The sequence below is a fragment of the Alteromonas sp. 4NH20-0104 genome, assembly GCF_057547795.1.
Window position 1 is genome coordinate 18,558 of the sequence record NZ_BAAJLP010000017.1, and the last position, 20,127, is coordinate 38,684.

Here is a 20,127-nt window from a genome sequence, read left to right on the forward strand (position 1 = left end):
GGTTGTTAAATAGCCCCTACCTTCACTTTAGAGCCATCTAACAGTCGCGACAGACGATAGGGCTGGGTATCAATTTGTGATTGTCTGCCCATTACCAGATCGGCAGCAATATGCGCCAGACCAGGCCCCAGACCAAAGCCATGAGCAGAACTACCTGCCGCCAGGAAGAATCCTTCTACACTGTCAATTTCTGAAATTACCGGAATGGCATCAGGCGTACAGTCTACAAAGCTGCCCCAGCTTTCTTCTATTTCCATGGTTTCCAGCGCCGGAAACAATGCCTTAACCGTAGCCAGGGTTTTTCTTAAGTTACTTTTTACCGGGGCCGGGTCCAGAATGCGCATCTTCTCAAACGGCGACATACTATCGTTGCTCCAGGTATTGAGGGCTTCCGGGCCTTTTAAGAAAGAACTGCTAACGCCAAATTGCACCGCTTTAATCCGCTGCATAAACATTGGCATAAACTGTTTAGCGTAACGAATACCTTGTGGCGTAAATTCCAGTCTGGCTGTGCCACTGATGGCCACCGTGTAAGTGCCGTCCAATCGCCGGGTTAATGCGACGCCATTGGTGTAAACCGCATCCCCAATACTTTTGATGGGTTTGGTACGAAACGCGGTTTGACGCACACTGGCCTGCGGAAAACTAATACCATGGTGACGGCAGAAAGCCGAGGCCCAGGCACCCGCAGCACAGAGTACCCGGTTGGTTTTGATGGTACCGTGTTCAGTGATTACGCCTTCAACCTTACCGTTGGTAATATCCAGTCCGCGGGCTGCGCAGTTCTGATGGATGGTGGCGCCCAGTGCACGGGCACCTTCGGCAATCATCGGTGCGGCAATGGCGGGTTCGCCTTTGCCATCGTCAATAGAGTGGACGCCGCCAATCCAGGTGCGGCCGCGGGCCGGGATCATTGCGTTGGCTTCTTTGGCATTGAGCATAACGGTGTTAACGCCATACAGTTTAGCCAGATCGCGCCACGAATCCCATTGCGCTAACTGTTTCGGATCGTCAGTCGCGTAGCGTAAACCACAGCGTCTGAAGCCCAGATCGAAGCCGATATCCTTAGACATCTCATCCCACAGGCGCATCGATAGCCCTGAGGTAGGTAACTCACGTTCATCGCGGTTTTGTTGACGACACCAGCCCCAGTTACGGCTGGATTGTTCACAGCCCACCTGGCCTTTTTCTACCAGCGCAACTTTGTAGCCCTGTTTGGATAAAAAGTAGGTGGCTGCTGCGCCGATAATACCGCCGCCAATAACGACGACATCGGCTTCTGCAGGAATTTTTTCATTGCTGGGAATTTGTTTCAGTTGTGGTGACATGTATTTACTACCTACTCGGAAATTTTATGCTTCAACGTCGTAGCCAACAATGGCCTTGGTTTCCAGATATTCTTCGAGGCCTTCGATACCATATTCACGGCCACTGCCCGACTGCTTGTAGCCGCCAAAGGGCGCTTGAGGATCCCAGGTCGGGTAGTTTATCAGTACCTGACCACTGCGGATTTGGCGGGCAACTGCTCTGGCCGCGTTGAGGTTTGCAGACTGCACATGGGCGGCCAATCCGTATACCGTGTCGTTTGCTATCTCGATGGCATGTTCAACGCTGTCATAAGGGATCAGACACAGTACCGGGCCAAAGATTTCTTCCTGTGCAATCGCCATATCCGGGGTGACATCACTGAACACTGTCGGGCGGGTATAAAAGCCACGATCAAAGCCATCCGGGCGACCGGGGCCACCCGTTACGCAGCGTGCACCTTCATCTATGCCGCGTTGGATCATGGTTTGTACACGTTCAAATTGCGGGCGGTTTGCCAACGGACCATGGGTTGCCAGCTCGTTGTCCGCCAATCCAATTACGATCGACTCCGCCGCGGCGGCAGCGAGTTGCTCTACTTCGGCGAGGCGCTCCTTTGGCACCAGCATACGGGTTGGTGCACTGCAGGACTGACCGTTGTTACGCATACCAGCCTGGACTCCGGGGCCAACGGCATTGGCAAAGTCGGCATCCGGCAGCAGAATATTGGGTGATTTACCGCCCAACTCCTGACCCACCCGTTTAACGGTTGGCGCAGCAGCCTGAGCAACCAGGATCCCCGCCTGCGTAGAACCGGTAAAAGACACCATATCCACATCCGGGTGACTGGCCAGTGGCTCACCCACGTCCATACCGTTACCATTGACGAGGTTGAAAACGCCTGCCGGAATGCCGGCATCATGGAGAATTTCAGCAAAGGCCAGGGCACTTAACGGTGATAATTCGCTGGGCTTTAACACTACTGAGCAGCCAACAGCCAAGGCCGGGCCGACTTTAGCGGTGACCTGATAAAGCGGCCAGTTCCAGGGCGTTATCAGACCGGCAACGCCAATAGGTTCGCGGGTAATAGCCGTGGTGCCACGCATTTTGGTGAATTCATAGCTGGCCAGGTTTTCCCGTGCAACAAGGATATGCGCGGCTGCCAGCGGTACTTGCGTGGATAAGGCATAGCCCAGCGTTGCGCCCATTTCCAGTGACATCAGGTTGGCCAGCTTGTCGGCACGCTCATCGATGAGTTCCAGTACTTTATCCAGCACTGCAAGGCGTTCTTCTACCGGTGTGGCGGCCCATAATGGGAAAGCTTTTTTGGCCGCTGCCACGGCGGCATTCAGGTCCTGCTTGCCGCCTAAGCCGATGGTTGCAGCAGGCTCTTCAGTGGCCGGGTTGATAACATCGAAAGGTTTATCCTGCGATAAGGCAACCCACTCACCATTGATATACGCCTGGGAAAGCCTGCGGGTATCAAGCAACTGTTCGACGGGTTGTATTGTCATGGGGTATTTCCTGTTAAAACTGATTGATGCAAACAGTGCCTGAACCAATGACATGTTCACGGCAGATTCTGCTGCAAAGAGTGAGAATGAATATGAATCCAGTATAGGGGGGATGGTGCAGCATGGGTTGCCGCTTTGTCATCCTGAACAGCAAATTATATTAAAAAATCAGGGTGAAACAGATCGAAAAGCGTGTGCTGAGCACGCTAAACTGACATTCTACGGCTAACTAACATACGTACACCCCGGCAGGAGAAGGACAATGGCAAACACTCACGACGTAGATGACTTACTGGACGAGTTAACCGCCTTTCGGCGCGACATTCACGCCCACCCTGAACTTGCCTTTAAAGAGGTGGATACTGCCAATAAAGTAGCACGGCGTCTGCGTGAAATTGGCCTGCAGGTGACTACCGGAATAGGTAAAACCGGTGTGGTGGGGACGCTCAGGGTTGGTAATGGGTCACGCGCCATCGGATTGCGTGCCGATATGGATGCCCTGCCGATTGTCGAACAAACCGGCCTGCCCTACGCCAGTTGTCATCACGGCGTTTTTCATGGTTGCGGGCATGACGGCCACACTACTATGTTGCTCGGCGCAGCTCATCATCTGGCGCGCACTAAAAACTTCGATGGCACGGTACACTTTATTTTTCAGCCGGCGGAAGAGGGCGAGGCTGGGGCCAAAGCCATGATTGAAGATGGCCTGTTTGAGCGGTTTCCCTGTGACCGTGTCTATGCCTTTCATAACTGGCCGGATTTACCGGCGGGTACTATTGCCACGCGCTCCGGCCCTATTATGGCAGCGGCCGATAAATTTTCTATCCAGGTAAAAGGCAAAGGCGGCCATGCTGCCGTCCCGCATCAAACACCGGATGCTATTCTGGCTGCCAGTGAGCTGGTTAGTCAGCTTAATACGATAGTTTCACGTCGTATTGCACCCACTTCAACGGCGGTATTGTCGGTTACACAGATAAGCGGCGGCAGTTCTCACAATGTATTGCCAGGGAGTGTGGAGCTTACCGGAACGGTGAGAACCTTTGATCCGGCAGTTCAGAACCAAATTGAAACCGCTATCCGCCAGGTTATAAACGGTGTGGGGATTGCAACCGGCACGCAAATCAGTATTGATTATAACCGCTACTATCCGGCGACCATCAACGCAGAAGCCGCTGCACAGCACGCGCTGGTGGTGGCCAACACGGTGGGTAATGCGGTTGAAGCGCCGGAGCCGGCGTTCACCTCTGAAGACTTTGCCTTTATGTTGCAGGCCTGCGAAGGCGCTTATATCTGGCTCGGGCAGGGCAAAGGAGGCGAGCATATTCCTCTGCATCACCCCGAATTCGATTTCAATGATGAGATCATTGCCACCGGCGTTAAACTGCATACCGCGCTGGTGGAGGATTTTCTGCCGCAACAAGGTAAGTGAAATAACAGATTCGACTTACCTGACGCTGGGAAACAGCAAAATCTATCGTGCACAGCCGGTAGAATCGATGTCATTGAACTAACACTGCTATACAGGCCAAATTTGCTAATGAACAACACTGCTTTTACCGTTCGCGAGATGCGTGAAACCGACCTGCCAACCTGCCTTGAATTTACTCAGCAGGTAAAATGGCCGCATCGGATGGGTGACTGGCAACTGCATTATTCCCAGGGCAATGGCAGCATTATCGACAATGCACAAGGTGACATCGTGGGCTGTATCTTATGGTGGGATTATGGTCCTCACTATGCCACGGTAGGACTGGTGGTGGTGCCTGAGCACATGCAGGGGAATGGCCTGGGGCGCAAGCTGATGGATACCGTGATGAGCCAGACCGGTGAGCGTAATCTGCAACTGGTGGCGACGGTGGCCGGGAAGCGGTTGTATCAGCAATGTGGTTTTACCGAGGCAGCGTTTATCTATCAGGTTCAGGGTCAACTGGCGGGCGCAGTGCAACCGCTGCCCGTGGATGCTGTGATTAAACCGCTGGATGCCGATAGCCTGCCAGATCTGCTGGCCATGGATGCGGCTGCTTACGGGTGTAACCGGGAGGCACTGCTGACTGCTGTTGCAGAACAGGGCAAAGGGCTGGTGGCTTATAAAGAGGGTTCTGCCGTTGGTTATGCCATGTTGCGTACCAGTGGCCATGGTCAGACTCTTGGGCCGGTGCTCGCCGCTGACGATGACACGGCAAAGGGGTTGATCAGTCACTTGTTGAACGGTGAATCCGGGTTTATTCGCTTTGACTTAACCGAACAGGCTAAAGGGATTCAACCCTGGCTGGAGTCCTTAGGTCTGAGCCAGGTTGACAAGGTCAGCCTGATGATTAAAGGTGAGTTTTTACCGGCCCGGGGCAATGGCCCGCGCATTTACAGTCTGCTTTCTCAGGCATTTGGATAAAAGGCAAAGACATTGATGAGCCGATGGATTCATTCTCTCGTTCTGGTACTGCTGCTCTCGGTGAGCACGCAGGCATTGAGCGTGGTATTTGACTCCCATGCTGCTCATCAGGAAAGTACTTCTCATCTGTCAGAACCGTCCCATGAAGCCCCGCATTCTGAGCAGGCTATCGCTCAGGATAAAAATAGCGACAGCAGCGGACTGGATTGTCAGCACTGTTGTCATTGCCATGGGGCACAACACATTTTTCTTCCCTTATTAATTAAAGCACTGCCGGTCAATGGCCACTATGCGGTGCGACACAACCTAAACCAGCCTCCCGCCACAGGCTTCTGGCGCAATTTGCTGCGCCCGCCCATCGCTTAACAAAGAACGTTTACTGCGTCCCGGTTGTTAATAACCGGATGATTAACTTTGTTAAGAGATTAACCTATGAAACTGCAATTCTGCGGTGCGGCGTTAATGACCGCACTAAGCTTTCCGGTTCTCGCCGGCGAGCAACCCTGGGCTAACTGGCTGATGAGCACGGTGGAGCGCCACCCCACCATGCAGGCCTATCAATACGAAACCAGTGCCGCAAAATACCAGTCACAAGCACTGACTAAACCCATTTATAACCCGTCGCTGAATACCTCTGTGGAAAGGGAAGGCAGTGAAACCAATTTTCAAATCGGAATGTCTTCGGATATTGACTGGTGGGGGGTAAGGGAAGCCCAATCGGAGGTTGGCAGACTGCAGGCTGAACAGCGTGCACTAGCGGTGCAGATAGTCACTAATGATCTGCTGGCACAAATCCTCAATGCTCAGATAAATGTTCAACTGGGACAACAGGGATATGAACTGGCTCGCTTGCAGGTAGAGCAGGATCTGCGGTTACTCAGATTAACCGAACAACAACTGGCCGCAGGCGAAGTTAACCGTACCGAACTGGCCATGGCAAAATCGGTAGTGGCACAGGGCATGGTCGCGGAAAACGAGCGCCTCAGTGCATGGCTAAGCGCACAAAAAACGCTGCGCATACTGGCTGGAGAGCAGGCGGCGAACGTTGTTGTTAATCAGGCATTCTTTCAGGCGCAACCACAGGTACCCGCGCCGCAAAAATTACTCTCCTTGCCTGCTGTAAAACAGGCTCGGCTAGAGTGGCTGGCCGCAACCGCTACCGCAGAGCAACAACACACCGCCAATAAGCCGGTACCCAATGTAGGATTTGGTGTTGGCCGTCAGGAAGGCGAAGCGCTGTTTTCTGTTAATGTGTCGGTGCCTATTCAGTTTCGCAATGACTTCAGTGAAGTCGCCCTTGCTACCCGGGAACTGGCTCTGGCCAGCGAAGAGCGCCTGCACGCGCAATTGCGCGATACCCGTGAAGCAGTGCGTAACCTCGCCGAACAACTTCAGCAAACCCGTTTGCGGTTTGAGCAGTGGCAGGCATTGCACGATAACGAAATGACTGAGCAGGTTGCTGTCCTTCAGCAACGTTATGCGCAGGGCGATCTTAGTCTTGCTGACTATCAATGGCAGGTGCAGCAGCTTAGGGATGGCATGCAGGCTGGCCTGACGCTGCAAAAAAACTATCAGCAAACCTACGTTGCTTATCTGCATATTACCGCCGCGCTGGCGGATGTGGTTTCTTCTTTAATTTCAACGGAGCAGTAATATGTTGCACTTTCACAATTCTCTGGCAGTGCTGAGTATCACTGCATTACTTTACACACCTGTTGTGCCAGCCCAGGAGCATGATCATGCCCATGAGGAAAAGCACGAAACCGCAGCACATACTGAAGAACAGGCCCACGGTCATGATGACGAACATGGCTACGACGAGCATGGTGAAGCCACTACGGTGAACCTCAGTGAGGGACAACGGCAAACGGCCGATATTCACCTGGAAACGCTACAACCCATGACCCTCAGTGAACAGGTTTATGCGCCGGGCGAAATCAAGGTAAATGGCTATCGCAGCTATATCGTATCCCCCCGGGTCAGCTCTGTGGTGACTGCCCGCCATGCCGCACTGGGTGAAAAAGTGACGTCAGGTCAGCCGCTGGTAACTTTGTTCAGTGAAGAGATGATCACCGCGCAGAGTCAGCTCCAGCAGGCGCATGTAGAATGGCAGCGGGTCAGTAAACTTGGGCAGAGTGCAGTGGGTGAAAAGCGCTTTGTCAGTGCCCGAACCGAATACAATGCCGCCAATCGGCGTTTACAGGCGCTGGGTTTATCTGGGGCTACCATTGCCCGCATAGAGCAAAACACTAATTACCCGCTGGGAGAATATACGCTCACGGCACAAACGCCGGGGCTTATCATGACTGATGAGTTCAATCAGGGGCAACGCATTGAGCCCGGCCAGCCATTGATGCTGCTGTCTGATGAGGCGCATCTATGGGTCGAAGCCCGCTTGTCGGCCCAGAATGACCTGCATTTACAGCCGGGCGATCAGGCCAGTGTGGTAGTAGGCGATATTGCAGCAATTGGCACGGTTATCCAGGAGTCGCACACTATCGACCCAGTGAGTCGGACGCGTACAGTGCGCCTTGAACTGGATAACCAGGCGCATCGCTTTCACTCCGGTATGTTTGTCGATATTTATTTTAATGGCCCGCAAACCGACGCCATCCTGGCGGTGCCTCAGTCGGCGCTGATGCGCGACACTGACGGCGAATGGCAAATCTATATCGCTGATGACGAAGGTGATTTGATCCCACAAGGGGTGACACTCGGCCCGCAATACGGTGACTGGCAGGCCATCAGCGGTGTTAAGCCAGGCCAGACCTATGTGAGTCGCGGGGCCTTTTTTGTTGCTTCGGAAATCGCCAAGGGCGGTTTCGATCCGCATAACCATTAACAGGGGCTTATGATGTTTGCATGGTTAATAAGCCGCGCGGTGAAGCTGCGCTTTGTATTGTTACTGGTGCTGGTGGGTTTGTGTGTGATGGCTGCACTGATGATCCCGCGCCTCAATCTCGATGCCTTTCCGGATGTCACCAATATTCAGGTGGCCATTAATACCGAAGCCCCGGGGCTGGCAGCCGAAGAGGTAGAGCAACTGATTACCTATCCCATTGAAGCAGTAATGTATGCGCTGCCCGATGTTGAGGAGGTACGTTCAATCTCTAAAACCGGGTTATCCGGCATTACCGTGGTGTTTAAGGAAGGTACGGATATTTATTTTGCCCGGCAACTGGTGTTTGAACGGTTGCAGATAGCCGCCGGGATGATCCCGGAAGGGGTTGGGGTGCCTGCCATTGGCCCCAACACTTCAGGCCTTGGCCAGGTGTATCAATATCTGTTGATTGCCGAACCAGACTCAGGTTTCGACAGCATGGCATTACGCAGTCTCAATGATTACCTCATCAAGCTAATGTTAATGCCGGTTGATGGCATTACCGATGTACTGTCGTTTGGCGGCTATGTGCGCCAGTATCAGGTAAATCTTTATCCCAACCGTCTGCTGTCTTATAACCTGACCCAGCAGGACGTGGTGGATGCTTTATCCCGCAATAACAACAATGCCGGTGGCTGGTACATGCAGCGCGGACCCGAACAGCTGGTGATCCGCGGTACCGGCTGGCTGTCATCTGGGCAACAAGCACTGGAAGAGCTCAGGCAAATCCCACTGAAAACGTCAGGCGCAGCCATTGTAACAGTGGGGGACGTGGCTGAAGTAAGCTTTGGCAGCGAAATACGTCAGGGGGCTGTGACCATGTCGGTTAAAGATCCCGATGGCAACGTTACCCATCGGGGCGAGGTGGTTTCCGGCGTGGTGTTAAAACGCATGGGGGCTAACACCAATGCCACAATCGAAGGCATTAATGCCCGGCTGGATTTAATTGCTAAAGCATTGCCAGAGGGCGTTCACTTTGAACCCTATTATGATCAGGCGGATCTGATTAAACAGGCGGTGGATACCGTAGTAAAAGCCCTGTTGCTGGCCTTTATGTTCATTGTCATTGTGCTGGCACTGTTTCTGTTAAGCGTGAGGGCAACGGTGCTGGTGTTGCTCTCTATCCCGGTTTCCATCGGATTGGCGCTGGCGATGCTCAGTATGTTGGGAATATCTGCCAACCTGATGTCACTGGGCGGAATGGCTGTTGCCATTGGTATGCTTGTGGATGGTTCAGTGGTCGTGGTGGAGAATATTTACCAAAAATTATCAAAAAACAGCACTGAAACCCATAAAACACTCACTTTGGTGGTGGCTGCGGCGGGAGAAGTGGCAAAACCTGTCTTTTTTGCGACACTGATTATTCTGGTGGTATTCACCCCGCTGTTCAGTTTTGAGGGGGTCGAAGCCAAGCTGTTTCAGCCCATGGCCATCGCTATTATGCTGGCCCTCATTTGCGCCGTGCTGGTGGCGTTAATATTTGTGCCGGTACTGGCCACCTTTTTACTGAGCGCACGGCCGGTTAAGCAGCGCAAAAATCCCCTGCTGAGCAGACTTGAGCGCGGTTATGCGAGACTGCTCAAGGTTACTATGGGGCAGCGAAAATGGGTGACTGGCATTTCACTGGTGCTAATAGCAGTTGCCGGCGTGTTGCTGCCGCGGTTGGGCACTGAGTTTGCGCCGGAGCTGGAAGAGGGAACCATTAACTTGCGGGTGACACTAGCACCTTCAGCCAGTCTGGAAACGGCGCTAAGCGTGGCCCCGAAGCTGGAAAGCATGTTGCTGGAATTTCCTGAAGTGACCTATGCGGTGAGTAAAATTGGCCGCGCCGAGATTGGCGGCGATCCGGAACCGGTAAACAATATAGAAATCTATATGGGCTTACGCCCGGTCAGTGAGTGGCAAACCGCAACCAACCGGGTGGCATTGCAGGAAGCCATGGCGCATAAACTGGAGGCGCATCCGGGGCTACTGTTTAACTTCTCTCAGCCTATTGCTACCCGCGTAGATGAACTGCTCTCCGGTGTGAAAGCAGAGCTGGCGATTAAATTATTCGGGCCCGAACTTGATGTACTGGCTGAGTATGGCCAGCAGATTGCTGAGGTAGTTGGCGGTATCGAGGGCGCTCAGGACGTAGCGATGGAGCAAATAAGCGGCGAAGCTCAGCTAGTCGTGCGGCCGGTGCGTAAGCAGCTTAGTCGTTATGGCCTGGACGTCGCGGATGTGATGAACCTGGTTCAGCAGGGGCTTGGCGGCGCTTCAGCAGGGCAAATTATTAACGGTAATGAGCGGTACGATATCGTGGTGCGTTATGCCGAGGCCTTTCGGGATGATATCGCTGCCATCAAAGAGCTACGGTTGCTGACCGCTCAGGGGGCCTGGATCCGCTTGCAGGATGTCGCGTCTGTGGCGATTGAGTCGGGGCCACCGCAAATTCGCCGGGATGATGTGCAGCGCCGGGTAGTGATTCAGGCCAATGTGGATGGTCGTGACATGGGCAGTGTGGTGGACGATATTCAGGCCGCCATTGATGCTGAGGTTGCCCTGCCTGGCGGTTATGCCGTGCAGATTGGTGGGCAGTTTGAGAATCAGCAACGCGCCATGCAGCGCTTAATGCTGGTAGTACCAATATCTCTGCTGCTGATTGCTTTGCTGTTATATTTTGCGTTTGCCGATATTCGCCTGGTTGCGCTAATTATGGTGAACATTCCGTTAGCCGCTATTGGCGGGGTGTTTTCTTTGTATGTAAGTGGTCACTATTTATCCGTTCCTAGTTCAGTAGGCTTTATCACTTTGTTTGGTGTGGCTGTATTGAATGGTGTGGTGATGGTGGAAAGCATCAATCAGCGTCGAGATCAAAGCACAGATCTGAGTGCTGCCATCTTCGATGGTGCCTGTTCACGACTTCGGCCGGTATTAATGACTGCGCTGACATCAGCGTTGGGGCTCATTCCAATGTTGTTGTCTGACGGACTGGGTGCAGAAATCCAAAAGCCGTTGGCAGCGGTGATTGTTGGTGGGCTTATCAGTTCTACCTTGCTCACGCTGGTGGTTATTCCGTCCCTCTACAGCAGTTTTATCAGGCCAAAATCAGCGGCGTAATTATCCACTGATTTTGCTACGCAACCCAACAATTATGCCCCGCAGCAAATCGCTTTCAGAGTATGTTGCCGGGGCATCAATCGTATACTAGGCATGCTTTCATGTGTTCCCAGGGATGGGGTTCCCGAATTTATTTACATTGCCATTAACCGGAGTTTAAATGAGCTTATTGCAAACCGTTGTTCAGCATCCTTCAGAGGCACCTGCTACCAGCCACGCCGATCCTAAAATTTTATTAGAGGGTAATCCTTTACTGGAAAAGTGGGCGCATGTGGCGTCGGGCAACGACAAGATTAAAGTGGGTATAATGACCTGCGAACCCAGTGTTAACCGCTCGGTGAAAAAAGGCTTCTTTGAGTTTTGCTATATTATTGAAGGGCTGATTGAGCTGACAGAAGACGGCGGTGAGCCAGTTACTTATAAAGCCGGTGATACATTTTTAATGCAGGAAGGTTTTGCCGGTACCTGGCGGACCATAGAAAAATACAAAAAAGTATATGTGTGCGTTTACGATTAAATGTTTAGCGACACAAAAAAGGCAGCGAAAGCTGCCTTTTTTAATTAATTCAATAACCTCTGAGTTTATCCACTTCACCGGTCATAGTTTTATCGGCCAGCCAGAGTTGCAGGTTTTCTACCAATCGTAATGCCGCCGTGTCATTGCGCGTAACCGATGCTATGTGCGGCGTAATATGAATATTAGCGTGGTCCCAGAATGGGTGGCTTTTGGGTAATGGCTCAGGATCAAACACATCCATAATGGCTTCGCTGATGTGTCCGGCATCCAGATGAAACAGCAAATCGTCGGCTACAAGCTGTTCACCGCGGCCCGCGTTTATCAGTGCGGCGCCCTTAGGCAGTTTGGTCAGTAATTCTGCGTTCAGGATCCCTTTGGTGTTGGCCGTTAAGGGCAATAAACTAATCAGAATGTCGGTATTGCCCAGCATCTCTGCTGACGGCGTGTCACCAGAAAAAGTTAACACGCCTGGAAGTTGCTTGGCGCTGCGGCTATAGCCCTGCACGGCGAAGCCAAGCCCGCTTAGTGTAAAAGCCACCTGGCTGCCCAGTTCGCCCAGGCCCAGAATGCTGATAGTGCATTCATGGGGTAACTTAACGCTATGAGGTTGCCAGAGGTTCTGATGTTGCTGGCGCTGATAGCGAAATATGTCGCGATGGAGCATCATGACCGCCGTTAGCACCCAGGTTTGCATTTGGGTGGCAATCGAGGGGTCTATCATTCTCACCAGTTTCAAATGAGACGGGAGCGACGCCGGCGCGAATTGATCAACACCGGCGCCTACGGAGAAAATGGCCTTAAGGTTAGGAAACTGCTGCTGATAATTGTCGGGCAGTGTCCAGGTGATAATGGCATCTACGGCTTCTGGCTCGGGTACTTCAGGCCAGGTAAACCAGCGCACTTCGGGTAATGCAGCACTTACGGCTTGCTGCCAGCACTCGCCCCGCTCAGCGGGGCCTTTATACAATAGGGTTAGCGCCACTTACTACTTTTCCGGTTTAAACAAAGTGGTTAGCGGATAGTGGAGTTTTTCAATTGGCGACTTCAGTACGATATAGCTGAAGTATTTTGCAATGCCAAAATCCTGTTCCAGTATCTCTTCCATCAGTGTTTGATAATGGGTAATCCCACGGGTAACAAATTTGAGCAGGTAATCATAACCGCCACTGATCAGGTGACATTCAATCACTTCATCGATGGTGCGGATATTACGCTCAAACTTCGCGAAGTCTTCCATGTGGTGATCGGTTAACGTGACTTCAGTAAAGACCGTTGCCGTTTCACCTAATTTATCCAGCGCAATTTTTGCATTATAGCTTGTGATATAGCCGGCTTTTTCCAAGCGTTTAACTCTGGCCAGGCAAGGGCTTGGCGACAGAGCAACTGCATCCGCCAGGTCGGTATTGGTGATCCGCCCGTTTTTTTGCAGTTCTGCCAGTATATTAATGTCGATGCGGTCTAATTTAGTGCCAGCCACAGTATTATCCTCTTAGTACTTCTTGGTCTTCATCACATTACCGCCATCATGGAAAACAGTCACCTGATTTACATGCTGCACAGGGTAATTATCGAAGTGTCCGGACCAGCCGGAATCTCCGGCCGGTCTGGTTAAGCAGTGTTAAAAGGCGTATTTCACGCTGACTTTCGCCTGACGCGGTGCACCTGGCATGGTCCACATAGCCGAGTAAGAACTGGCGTAGTACTCTTTATCGAACAGGTTTTCGATATCGGCGTTTATGCTAAGTGAATCCGTCAGGTTAACTGAGCCAAACAATCTGACATTGGTATAACTCGGGAGAATATAGCCAGGGTCGATCAGTTCTCCCGGGCGTTCGTCTACATAAGTTACGCTAGCACCCACTTTAGACTCTTTACCGGCGATATCCAGATAATGAATACCGGTCACATTTAACTTATTCTCTGGAATATTCAATAGCTGAGTGCCGGCCGGTACTTCAACTCCCCAATCGGCGTTAACAATTGAGTTAGATGTCGTGGCATCGATATAAGCATAAGCCACCGTCACCATAGTGTCGTCACCGAGCATGGCGGTCAGGTCAATCTCGATGCCCTGACTTTCTGCTTCACCGATGGTATCAGAAAAACCCGCGTTGGCAGGGATGGGGTCTGCTGCTAATACGTTGGACTTTTCTGCACGGAAAATGGCCACCGTACCGGTTAAGCTTTCGTCATCATTACTGAATTTTACGCCGGTTTCATAGGACTTACTTTCTTCTGGCTCAAAGGTTTCACCTGCGGCGTTAGAGCCTGAGTTAGGACGGAAACCTTCAGAATAACTGGCGTACAGGGTATATAGCGATGACGCTTCGTACACCAGACCAAAGCGCGGGCTGGTCTTGGTTTGAGACTGTGATGACGTGCCGCCTGACAGGTAGTTAGTAAAGTCCTGATCGTAGCTATCAAAACGAATGCCTACCTGCATTTTGAATTTTTCGGTCAGATCAATTTGGTCCTGGAAGAAAACCCCTACCGAACTCTGATCTTCACTTACATCTCGGTTTGCCGACAATGCAGGTAATGCCTGACCATAGACCGGATTGTACTTGTCGACTGCGAAAGTCGTATCATTAACACCCCATGCTACACGCCACCGGTCCTGCATGGTTGACAGCGTATATTCGTATGCATCTGCTCCAATCAATATATGATGGGCCATACCAGCAAGATCCACCGTACCACTCAGCTCAATACGACCGGCTAGATCATCAGCATCATAATCACGATAGAGGCGACGGCGGTTAACGGTTTCTTCAAACCCTTCTTCGGTAACTAACTGGCGACCGCCCAGTTCAACTTCTGAGGCAAAGCCTTCAAATGAAGATTCACGATAGCTTAAACCGGCTAGTAAACTCCAGTCGCTATTAAGCTGATGTTGAAGCGTTAGCTGGTGACCAATAGCTTCAATAGTCACTGGGCCATCACCAGGCTCACCATAGAAAACATCCAGTGGTACATCAAAGAAATCATAATTGGTCACCAGAACACCACGGTCAAAAATCAGGTCCTGGTCGAGATATTCCATCTCGTACACCAGACTGGTATCGTCAGAAATGTTGTAGTGGAACGACGGGCTGATAGACAGTTTCTCGGAATACACTTCGTCACGGAAGCTGCCCGCGTCTTCATAGGCACCATTGACACGGAACGCGAGGTCATCCGTGATGGCATTGGTATAATCACCTTCAAGGCGGTACAGGTCGTAGCTTCCTGCTGTGGCCTGAATATAGCCTTCTTCATAAAACTGTGGCTTTTTGGTGATGATATTAATGGTACCACCGGGTTCGCTGCGGCCGAATAGTGCAGAGCCGGGCCCTTTAATTACTTCGATAGCCTGAATGTTTGACGTTTCACGGCGACCGCTATAACCACGGCCAGCACTGAAACCATTTACCAGATAACCGCCTGGCAGGTTTTCATCGCCTGCGAAACCGCGGATGGCAAAACTGTCCCACATACCGCCAAAGCTGTTTTGGCGAGCTATACCGCTACTAAAATCCAGCGCATTCTGGAAGTCATTAACGCCGAGATCGTCCAGCAATTCAGCACTGACGACATCTATGTTTTGCGGCATTGATTTTAATGGTACATCGCCGCGGTAAGCCTGGCGCTGTTTCACAACTTCAATCTGTTCAATCTCATCGTTCTCTGAGCTGGTTTGGGCGTTGACGGTGGATGACAGTGCGACTGATACAGCAGCTGCAAGCACTGACTTCACGATAATTCTGTTGGTGTTCATCTTGTGTTGTTCTCCAATTAGTTCTCTGGTCAACGGCAAAAGGAGATATCCGACAGCCTGTGATTGTTATTGTGCTATCTGAGATTCTTTTTTTAAGTGGATAATCCTTCCACAATCAGTATAAGTGTAACGCCACGCTCAAATTGCGTTGAAAAATCCCCTCTGTGCAGTGAAAAATACCAAGCCTTAGGTTGATGCAGCAGAAAATGCTATTTGGGTTGTAAATGCCAGAAATGTGGGGATGAATAGGTGGAACAGGCTGGAAATCGTATACTAAAATCGGTTATCTGGCGGGTAGTCCCACATTAACGCCGTAAACTGGCGTTAATGTGCGGTATATTGAGATAAATGACATTCACTTAGCTTGTATTTCGTTTCGCCAAAACCACCAGGAAAGTACGGCGGGGAGCAGAATACTGGGTAAAAGTAGTCCGGAAACCAGAAAGCCAGCAAAATCTGCGGGCAGTATACCGCCGAGTATCGCAGTGATGAGTCCAGCTGTAATGGTTAGCTTGCCGGCCAGTCGGTGGGTCTTTTGCCACACCGCGTCACTGCTTAGCGTCCAGGGCGTCTTGATACCAATAAAGTAGTTGCTACGCACTTTGCCAAAATAGTTACCCATAATAATGAATGAGACGCCTAGCGCGCTGATGATGAGTTGAAACATTGGTACCTGGTAACCATTGGCTAACCCCAGATAGCCCGCTTCCAATGCCACAAACAGCACCATCAGGGCCCAGAAAATGGCCTGAATACCTACCCGTGACTGCTCGAGGTTTTGTTTACGAGGTTCCAGGTATCGCAGTGTTGCCATCAGCACCGTTAATACCAGCATAAGTCCCGGAGACAATAACAATGCAAAGGTTGCGCTGGCGGTAGCGTCGGGCTCACCGTTTAATCCCCAGTGCACAGGGAGCGTCATATCCGCTGGCAATTGGAATATGACATAAAGGGAAGCGACAATGCTAAGTACAACTAATACTGCGGCAATTTTGAGTGAATTCATAAGTGCTCCTTATTCTTGCCTGAGTCGGAGGTGTCCAGCAAATCCATCAGGCTGGTCATCACATCTTCCAGTACGCTGGTGTTTAACGAATAAGTAATGGTTGTGCCTTGCTTAACCGTGACAACCAGGTTGGCATTTTTCAGCACATTGAAATGGCCGGAGAGCGTAGATTTAGCCACATTGATTTGTTCAGCAATTTCACCTGCTGAGCAATCCCGTTGCTTTAAAATGTTGAGTATCTGACGGCGCACCGGACTGGAAAGCGCCTGAAAAACATCCGACATGACATTACCTGTACTATTTCATTAATTCGCAATTTAGCGAAATAACGAAATAGAGGCAAGGCTTAATTTCGTTAATTGCCGAAATTAAGCCTGAAGGGTAACGATAAATTAGAAGCGGTAACTAATACTTGCGCGCAGTGTACGCGGCTCAATGGGATGGTAGTGGAGGTCTTCAACACCTTCTTCAGGTTCACCAGGCAGTCGGCTGGCATACCAGTAATCGATATCATGATCGTTGCTGTCCAGCAGGTTAAGTACCGACAGGCTGCCCTGCCACTGGTCAACTTCATATACCAGGCTGGCGTTTACTACAGTAAAGGTGTTGGACTGGCGTGCTTTAAAGCTATCCAGCGTACGTTTACCAAAGTACCGCACACGCAAATCGCTGCGCCAGTAATCGTTCATTTGCCAGTTCAGGCCAACACTGGCCACTACCGGTAATGAACCTTCTATGTAGTTACCTTCGCCGGGGTCATTCTCGCGGTATTTCGAATCGGTCCAGGCAAATTCCAGATCAGTGGTCAGGTTAGATGTGAACCAGTAATAGGCGGAAAATTCCACGCCCCAGCGACGGGATGCGCGGCTGGCTTCAGTATTACCCGCGTCACCAACAAACAACAGCTCAGAGTCGTTTTCCAGGTACCATAAGGACAGTGACGCGTTGTAGTAGCGATAGCGCGCAACCCTTAAGCCAACTTCGCCACCTTCGCCTCTAACCAGCAGGTCAACCGGTTCAGCCGCCTCGCCAGTGGCCGGGTCGATACTGATAACCGCGCCCCGGGCATCGTTGGAATGAAAAGACTGGCCTACATTTACATAGGCCTGCCAGGCATCATTTAAAATATAGCTCAGGCCGCCTTTCAGACTGGTGATGTTATCGCTCTCATCACCACTGTTTGCGCTTAAGTTACTGTTAACGTCCACGGCCAGGTAATCATGGCGGATATCCACATGACCAATTAAGTTGTCGGTGATATCCACATCGACCTGCAGAAACGCCGCCACCGAATACTCATCCACACTGTCACGTCGAACCGGCGACTGGCGAACCCTTTCAGTGGTGCGATACAGGCCAACTTCCTTGATGTCGTCATAGCGCCATTCCAGGCCACCGGTAAGGTGTACGTGAGAATCACCTACAGTTGTCGAATGGAAACGGGTAAGCGTACCGCCATATATCGCGCGGTCGTCGACCTGTTCAAACTGATCGCCTGCCTCAGGGTTATCCAGAAAATAGGTAAAGTTAGAGAACAGGTTCAACTCGCTGGAAATTGCGTAGGCGTTTACCATCCAGTCGGCCGATTGCCAGTTAACCGATAAGCTGTAGCGGTTGGACTCGCCGCCGAGTGTTGGATCCAAAGAGCCCAGTTCATCTATCAGGCCGCTTTGCACCGCGCGCAGTGGGATCTGGTCGGCGGAATTCCAGCTGTTGTCGTAACCTAAAAAGGTAATATGCAGGATGCTGTCGTCAGTCGCTTGTCGAAAACGAGCGAAGGCACTGGTTTTCGCAATGTCTTCATCAATATCGGTCCAGGGGCCATCGTACTGCTGCCACTCACCACCCACGGCAAGATTACTTTCGCCCACCGCCAGGTTGGTGGCAGCCACAGTACGCAGGAAACCATTTTCGCCAATCTCAAGCTTGCCGAAGGGTTGATCAAAAGACGACATCAGCGAAAAGTTGGCTGAGCCAGCCACAGAAAAATCGCCCTGCATCGCGCGGTAGGGCCCCTTTTGGTAGTCAATCCGCTGAATAAATTCCGGCGTGATAAAGTTAAGGTCGGTATACCCCTGACCGTGCCCATGAGTACGCATATTCACCGGCATACCATCCAGTGAAATACTAAAATCCGTACCGTGGTCGAGGTTAAAACCACGCAGAAAGTACTGATTCGCTTTACCTGAACCGCTGTGTTGGGTAACAACCATGCCCGGTACAAATTCCAGTATCTCACCAGGGCGCAGCAACGGGCGCTGAGCAATATCGCCGGCACCGATTACGCCTTCTGAGGCAGAAATCGACTCACCTATCAGGTCGCTTTGTTTACCAAACACCACTACGCGCTCAATGTGAGGGCCGTCTGCCCATGCAGAACAGGACAACAGGAGAGAGCAGGAATAAATCAGATATTTCAAAACGGGTACTCTTTTAAACGTTATATACAGATCATAACGTTTTACTCAGCGCATCAGATGCAGGATTCGTTAAAAAGAGCAGATTACTCGACAAGCGAGACAGCCGCTGGTGGGAAAACGGCGTACGCAAACAAATCCCGGTGCTGAGCGTGACAATATTGTCAGCCTGTACACTAACAATATTGTCAGTTGAACATCGCAAAAACTCTTATTAATGTGTCACTTATAACATTTTGTTAATAAGTTAACCGATGAATGTACTGGTAATAGGGTGTGGGGCGATTGGCAGCTTTTATGCCGAACGTCTGGCGAATGCTCAGGTAACTGTCACTGTCACAGCCCGCGGCGCTCATCTTGATGCGCTGAAGCGTAATGGCCTTACAGTGATCCACGATGGCGAAATCCGCCACCAGGCTGTGTCCGCCTGTTCTCATCCTGAATTAAAAGCTGCCTGCCAGGCTGATGATTTCGATGTCATAGTGATTGCGCTGAAAGCTACGCAAACCAAAGCGCTGCTCAACGAATTGGGTAGCTGGTTAGCGCGCGGCAAAACACCGCTGCTGTCGGTGCAAAACGGCGTGGATAATGAGCCTTTGCTGGCATCTACAGTGGGGCATGAACGAGTATGGGGCGGTTTGTCGGTGCGCAGTGGTGGCGAGATATCACAGCCCGGGGTGGCCACAACCACTGGCATTTACAAAGTTATTATGGGCCCCTGGCCCGCGTCGAATACTATCCCTCTCAGTCTGACGGCTTTGGCCCGTTTGTGGCAGAGCCAGAATGTGCCACTCGAGGTAAGCCAGGATATTCGCAAAGAGCTGTGGAAAAAGCTGATTGTGAATTGCGGGGTGAACCCGCTGTCGGCGGTCATGCGGCAAAAAACCTATGAGTTAACCCATCAGCCGGAGCTGGCCCAAAAGGTTTATGGCGCCATGCAGGAGACCGGCAGGGCAGCCGCGTACGATGGGGTAGAAATTACCCCTGATGAAGTAGATGACATGTTCAGCCTGATCAAGTCGTTCAACTCCATCAAAACCTCCATGTTAATTGATCTTGAGAAAGGCCGAGAGTTAGAACTCGACGCTATTCTGGGCAGTGTGATTGCTCGTTGCCGCTTGCTGGGTAAACCGGCACAAATTACCGAATCTCTATGGACAGAGCTGACTTCAAAACCCTTGCCAGACAGCCTGGATGGCTTGTTTAACCGGGAATAAAAACGCCGTTTGTCGAAGTAAG

Annotated in this window: 16 protein-coding genes; 8 read left to right on the forward strand and 8 right to left on the reverse strand. The window is 51.4% G+C overall.

All coding sequences use genetic code 11. The features are described 5' to 3' along the window. Nucleotides 1–5: 5 nt before the first annotated feature. Nucleotides 6–1,328 carry an NAD(P)/FAD-dependent oxidoreductase gene (locus tag AC27IB_RS13100; RefSeq protein ID WP_487121391.1) on the reverse strand — a complete coding sequence of 441 codons (1,323 nt, stop codon included), beginning with the start codon at nucleotides 1,326–1,328 and terminating at the stop codon, nucleotides 6–8. A 24-nt stretch (nucleotides 1,329–1,352) separates the two neighbouring features. Continuing rightward, a complete protein-coding gene (locus AC27IB_RS13105; RefSeq protein ID WP_487121393.1) occupies nucleotides 1,353–2,819 on the reverse strand; it encodes an aldehyde dehydrogenase family protein in 1,467 nt (488 codons plus the stop codon). Between the two features lie 262 nt (nucleotides 2,820–3,081). On the opposite strand from AC27IB_RS13105, the gene AC27IB_RS13110 reads away from it, so the two are divergent. The 7 genes from AC27IB_RS13110 (at nucleotide 3,082) to AC27IB_RS13140 (ending at nucleotide 11,708) form a co-directional block, all read left to right on the forward strand. Then, nucleotides 3,082–4,248 carry a M20 aminoacylase family protein gene (locus AC27IB_RS13110; RefSeq protein ID WP_487121395.1) on the forward strand — a complete coding sequence of 389 codons (1,167 nt, stop codon included), beginning with the start codon at nucleotides 3,082–3,084 and terminating at the stop codon, nucleotides 4,246–4,248. A 108-nt stretch (nucleotides 4,249–4,356) separates the two neighbouring features. Continuing rightward, nucleotides 4,357–5,208, forward strand: coding sequence for a GNAT family N-acetyltransferase (locus tag AC27IB_RS13115; RefSeq protein WP_487121397.1), 852 nt, complete (start codon nucleotides 4,357–4,359; stop codon nucleotides 5,206–5,208). A gap of 15 nt (nucleotides 5,209–5,223) precedes the next feature. Next, nucleotides 5,224–5,574 carry a hypothetical protein gene (locus AC27IB_RS13120; RefSeq protein WP_487121399.1) on the forward strand — a complete coding sequence of 117 codons (351 nt, stop codon included), beginning with the start codon at nucleotides 5,224–5,226 and terminating at the stop codon, nucleotides 5,572–5,574. A gap of 66 nt (nucleotides 5,575–5,640) precedes the next feature. After that, entirely contained in the window at nucleotides 5,641–6,861 is a 1,221-nt protein-coding gene (locus tag AC27IB_RS13125; protein WP_487121401.1) for a TolC family protein, read from the forward strand. 1 nt (nucleotide 6,862) lies between these two features. Further along, nucleotides 6,863–8,050: an efflux RND transporter periplasmic adaptor subunit gene (locus AC27IB_RS13130; RefSeq protein ID WP_487121403.1), complete on the forward strand. Its 1,188-nt coding sequence runs from the start codon at nucleotides 6,863–6,865 to the stop codon at nucleotides 8,048–8,050. Nucleotides 8,051–8,062: 12 nt separating this feature from the next. Continuing rightward, nucleotides 8,063–11,191, forward strand: coding sequence for an efflux RND transporter permease subunit (locus AC27IB_RS13135; protein ID WP_487121405.1), 3,129 nt, complete (start codon nucleotides 8,063–8,065; stop codon nucleotides 11,189–11,191). Between the two features lie 160 nt (nucleotides 11,192–11,351). Continuing rightward, on the forward strand, nucleotides 11,352–11,708 hold the full coding sequence (locus AC27IB_RS13140; RefSeq protein ID WP_487121407.1) for a cupin domain-containing protein: 357 nt from the start codon (nucleotides 11,352–11,354) through the stop codon (nucleotides 11,706–11,708). A 49-nt stretch (nucleotides 11,709–11,757) separates the two neighbouring features. Here the strand turns inward: AC27IB_RS13140 and AC27IB_RS13145 are convergent, their stop codons facing one another. From AC27IB_RS13145 to AC27IB_RS13170, 6 genes are all read right to left on the reverse strand, one after another. Then, entirely contained in the window at nucleotides 11,758–12,690 is a 933-nt protein-coding gene (locus AC27IB_RS13145) for a 2-hydroxyacid dehydrogenase (protein ID WP_487121409.1), read from the reverse strand. A gap of 3 nt (nucleotides 12,691–12,693) precedes the next feature. Further along, nucleotides 12,694–13,185 (reverse strand): Lrp/AsnC family transcriptional regulator, encoded by a 492-nt coding sequence (locus AC27IB_RS13150; protein WP_123325357.1) that lies wholly within the window; start codon nucleotides 13,183–13,185, stop codon nucleotides 12,694–12,696. Between the two features lie 141 nt (nucleotides 13,186–13,326). Then, nucleotides 13,327–15,465 carry a TonB-dependent receptor gene (locus AC27IB_RS13155; RefSeq protein ID WP_487121411.1) on the reverse strand — a complete coding sequence of 713 codons (2,139 nt, stop codon included), beginning with the start codon at nucleotides 15,463–15,465 and terminating at the stop codon, nucleotides 13,327–13,329. Between the two features lie 355 nt (nucleotides 15,466–15,820). Next, the gene (locus AC27IB_RS13160; protein ID WP_487121413.1) at nucleotides 15,821–16,471 is read right to left on the reverse strand and encodes an SdpI family protein; all 651 of its coding nucleotides are present in this window, start codon (nucleotides 16,469–16,471) and stop codon (nucleotides 15,821–15,823) included. Next, complete coding sequence (locus AC27IB_RS13165; protein ID WP_487121415.1) at nucleotides 16,468–16,755, reverse strand: autorepressor SdpR family transcription factor; 288 nt, start codon at nucleotides 16,753–16,755, stop codon at nucleotides 16,468–16,470. Before AC27IB_RS13165 ends, AC27IB_RS13160 begins: the two co-directional genes overlap by 4 nt. Nucleotides 16,756–16,863: 108 nt before the next feature. Next, nucleotides 16,864–18,891 (reverse strand): TonB-dependent receptor, encoded by a 2,028-nt coding sequence (locus AC27IB_RS13170; protein ID WP_487121417.1) that lies wholly within the window; start codon nucleotides 18,889–18,891, stop codon nucleotides 16,864–16,866. Nucleotides 18,892–19,142: 251 nt separating this feature from the next. Between AC27IB_RS13170 and AC27IB_RS13175 the strand changes: the two genes are divergently transcribed. Next, entirely contained in the window at nucleotides 19,143–20,105 is a 963-nt protein-coding gene (locus AC27IB_RS13175; RefSeq protein WP_487121419.1) for a ketopantoate reductase family protein, read from the forward strand. Nucleotides 20,106–20,127 lie beyond the last annotated feature (22 nt).

Excerpts from the sequence above, each read along its gene's own strand:
- AC27IB_RS13125 (WP_487121401.1), top strand. The coding sequence starts at position 5,641 with ATGAAACTGCAATTCTGCGGTGCGGCGTTAATGACCGCACTAAGCTTT.
- AC27IB_RS13115 (WP_487121397.1), top strand. The coding sequence starts at position 4,357 with ATGAACAACACTGCTTTTACCGTTCGCGAGATGCGTGAAACCGACCTG.
- AC27IB_RS13155 (WP_487121411.1), bottom strand. The coding sequence starts at position 15,465 with ATGAACACCAACAGAATTATCGTGAAGTCAGTGCTTGCAGCTGCTGTA.
- AC27IB_RS13175 (WP_487121419.1), top strand. The coding sequence starts at position 19,143 with ATGAATGTACTGGTAATAGGGTGTGGGGCGATTGGCAGCTTTTATGCC.
- AC27IB_RS13160 (WP_487121413.1), bottom strand. The coding sequence starts at position 16,471 with ATGAATTCACTCAAAATTGCCGCAGTATTAGTTGTACTTAGCATTGTC.
- AC27IB_RS13165 (WP_487121415.1), bottom strand. The coding sequence starts at position 16,755 with ATGTCGGATGTTTTTCAGGCGCTTTCCAGTCCGGTGCGCCGTCAGATA.
- AC27IB_RS13140 (WP_487121407.1), top strand. The coding sequence starts at position 11,352 with ATGAGCTTATTGCAAACCGTTGTTCAGCATCCTTCAGAGGCACCTGCT.
- AC27IB_RS13120 (WP_487121399.1), top strand. The coding sequence starts at position 5,224 with ATGAGCCGATGGATTCATTCTCTCGTTCTGGTACTGCTGCTCTCGGTG.
- AC27IB_RS13135 (WP_487121405.1), top strand. The coding sequence starts at position 8,063 with ATGTTTGCATGGTTAATAAGCCGCGCGGTGAAGCTGCGCTTTGTATTG.
- AC27IB_RS13100 (WP_487121391.1), bottom strand. The coding sequence starts at position 1,328 with ATGTCACCACAACTGAAACAAATTCCCAGCAATGAAAAAATTCCTGCA.
- AC27IB_RS13130 (WP_487121403.1), top strand. The coding sequence starts at position 6,863 with ATGTTGCACTTTCACAATTCTCTGGCAGTGCTGAGTATCACTGCATTA.
- AC27IB_RS13110 (WP_487121395.1), top strand. The coding sequence starts at position 3,082 with ATGGCAAACACTCACGACGTAGATGACTTACTGGACGAGTTAACCGCC.
- AC27IB_RS13105 (WP_487121393.1), bottom strand. The coding sequence starts at position 2,819 with ATGACAATACAACCCGTCGAACAGTTGCTTGATACCCGCAGGCTTTCC.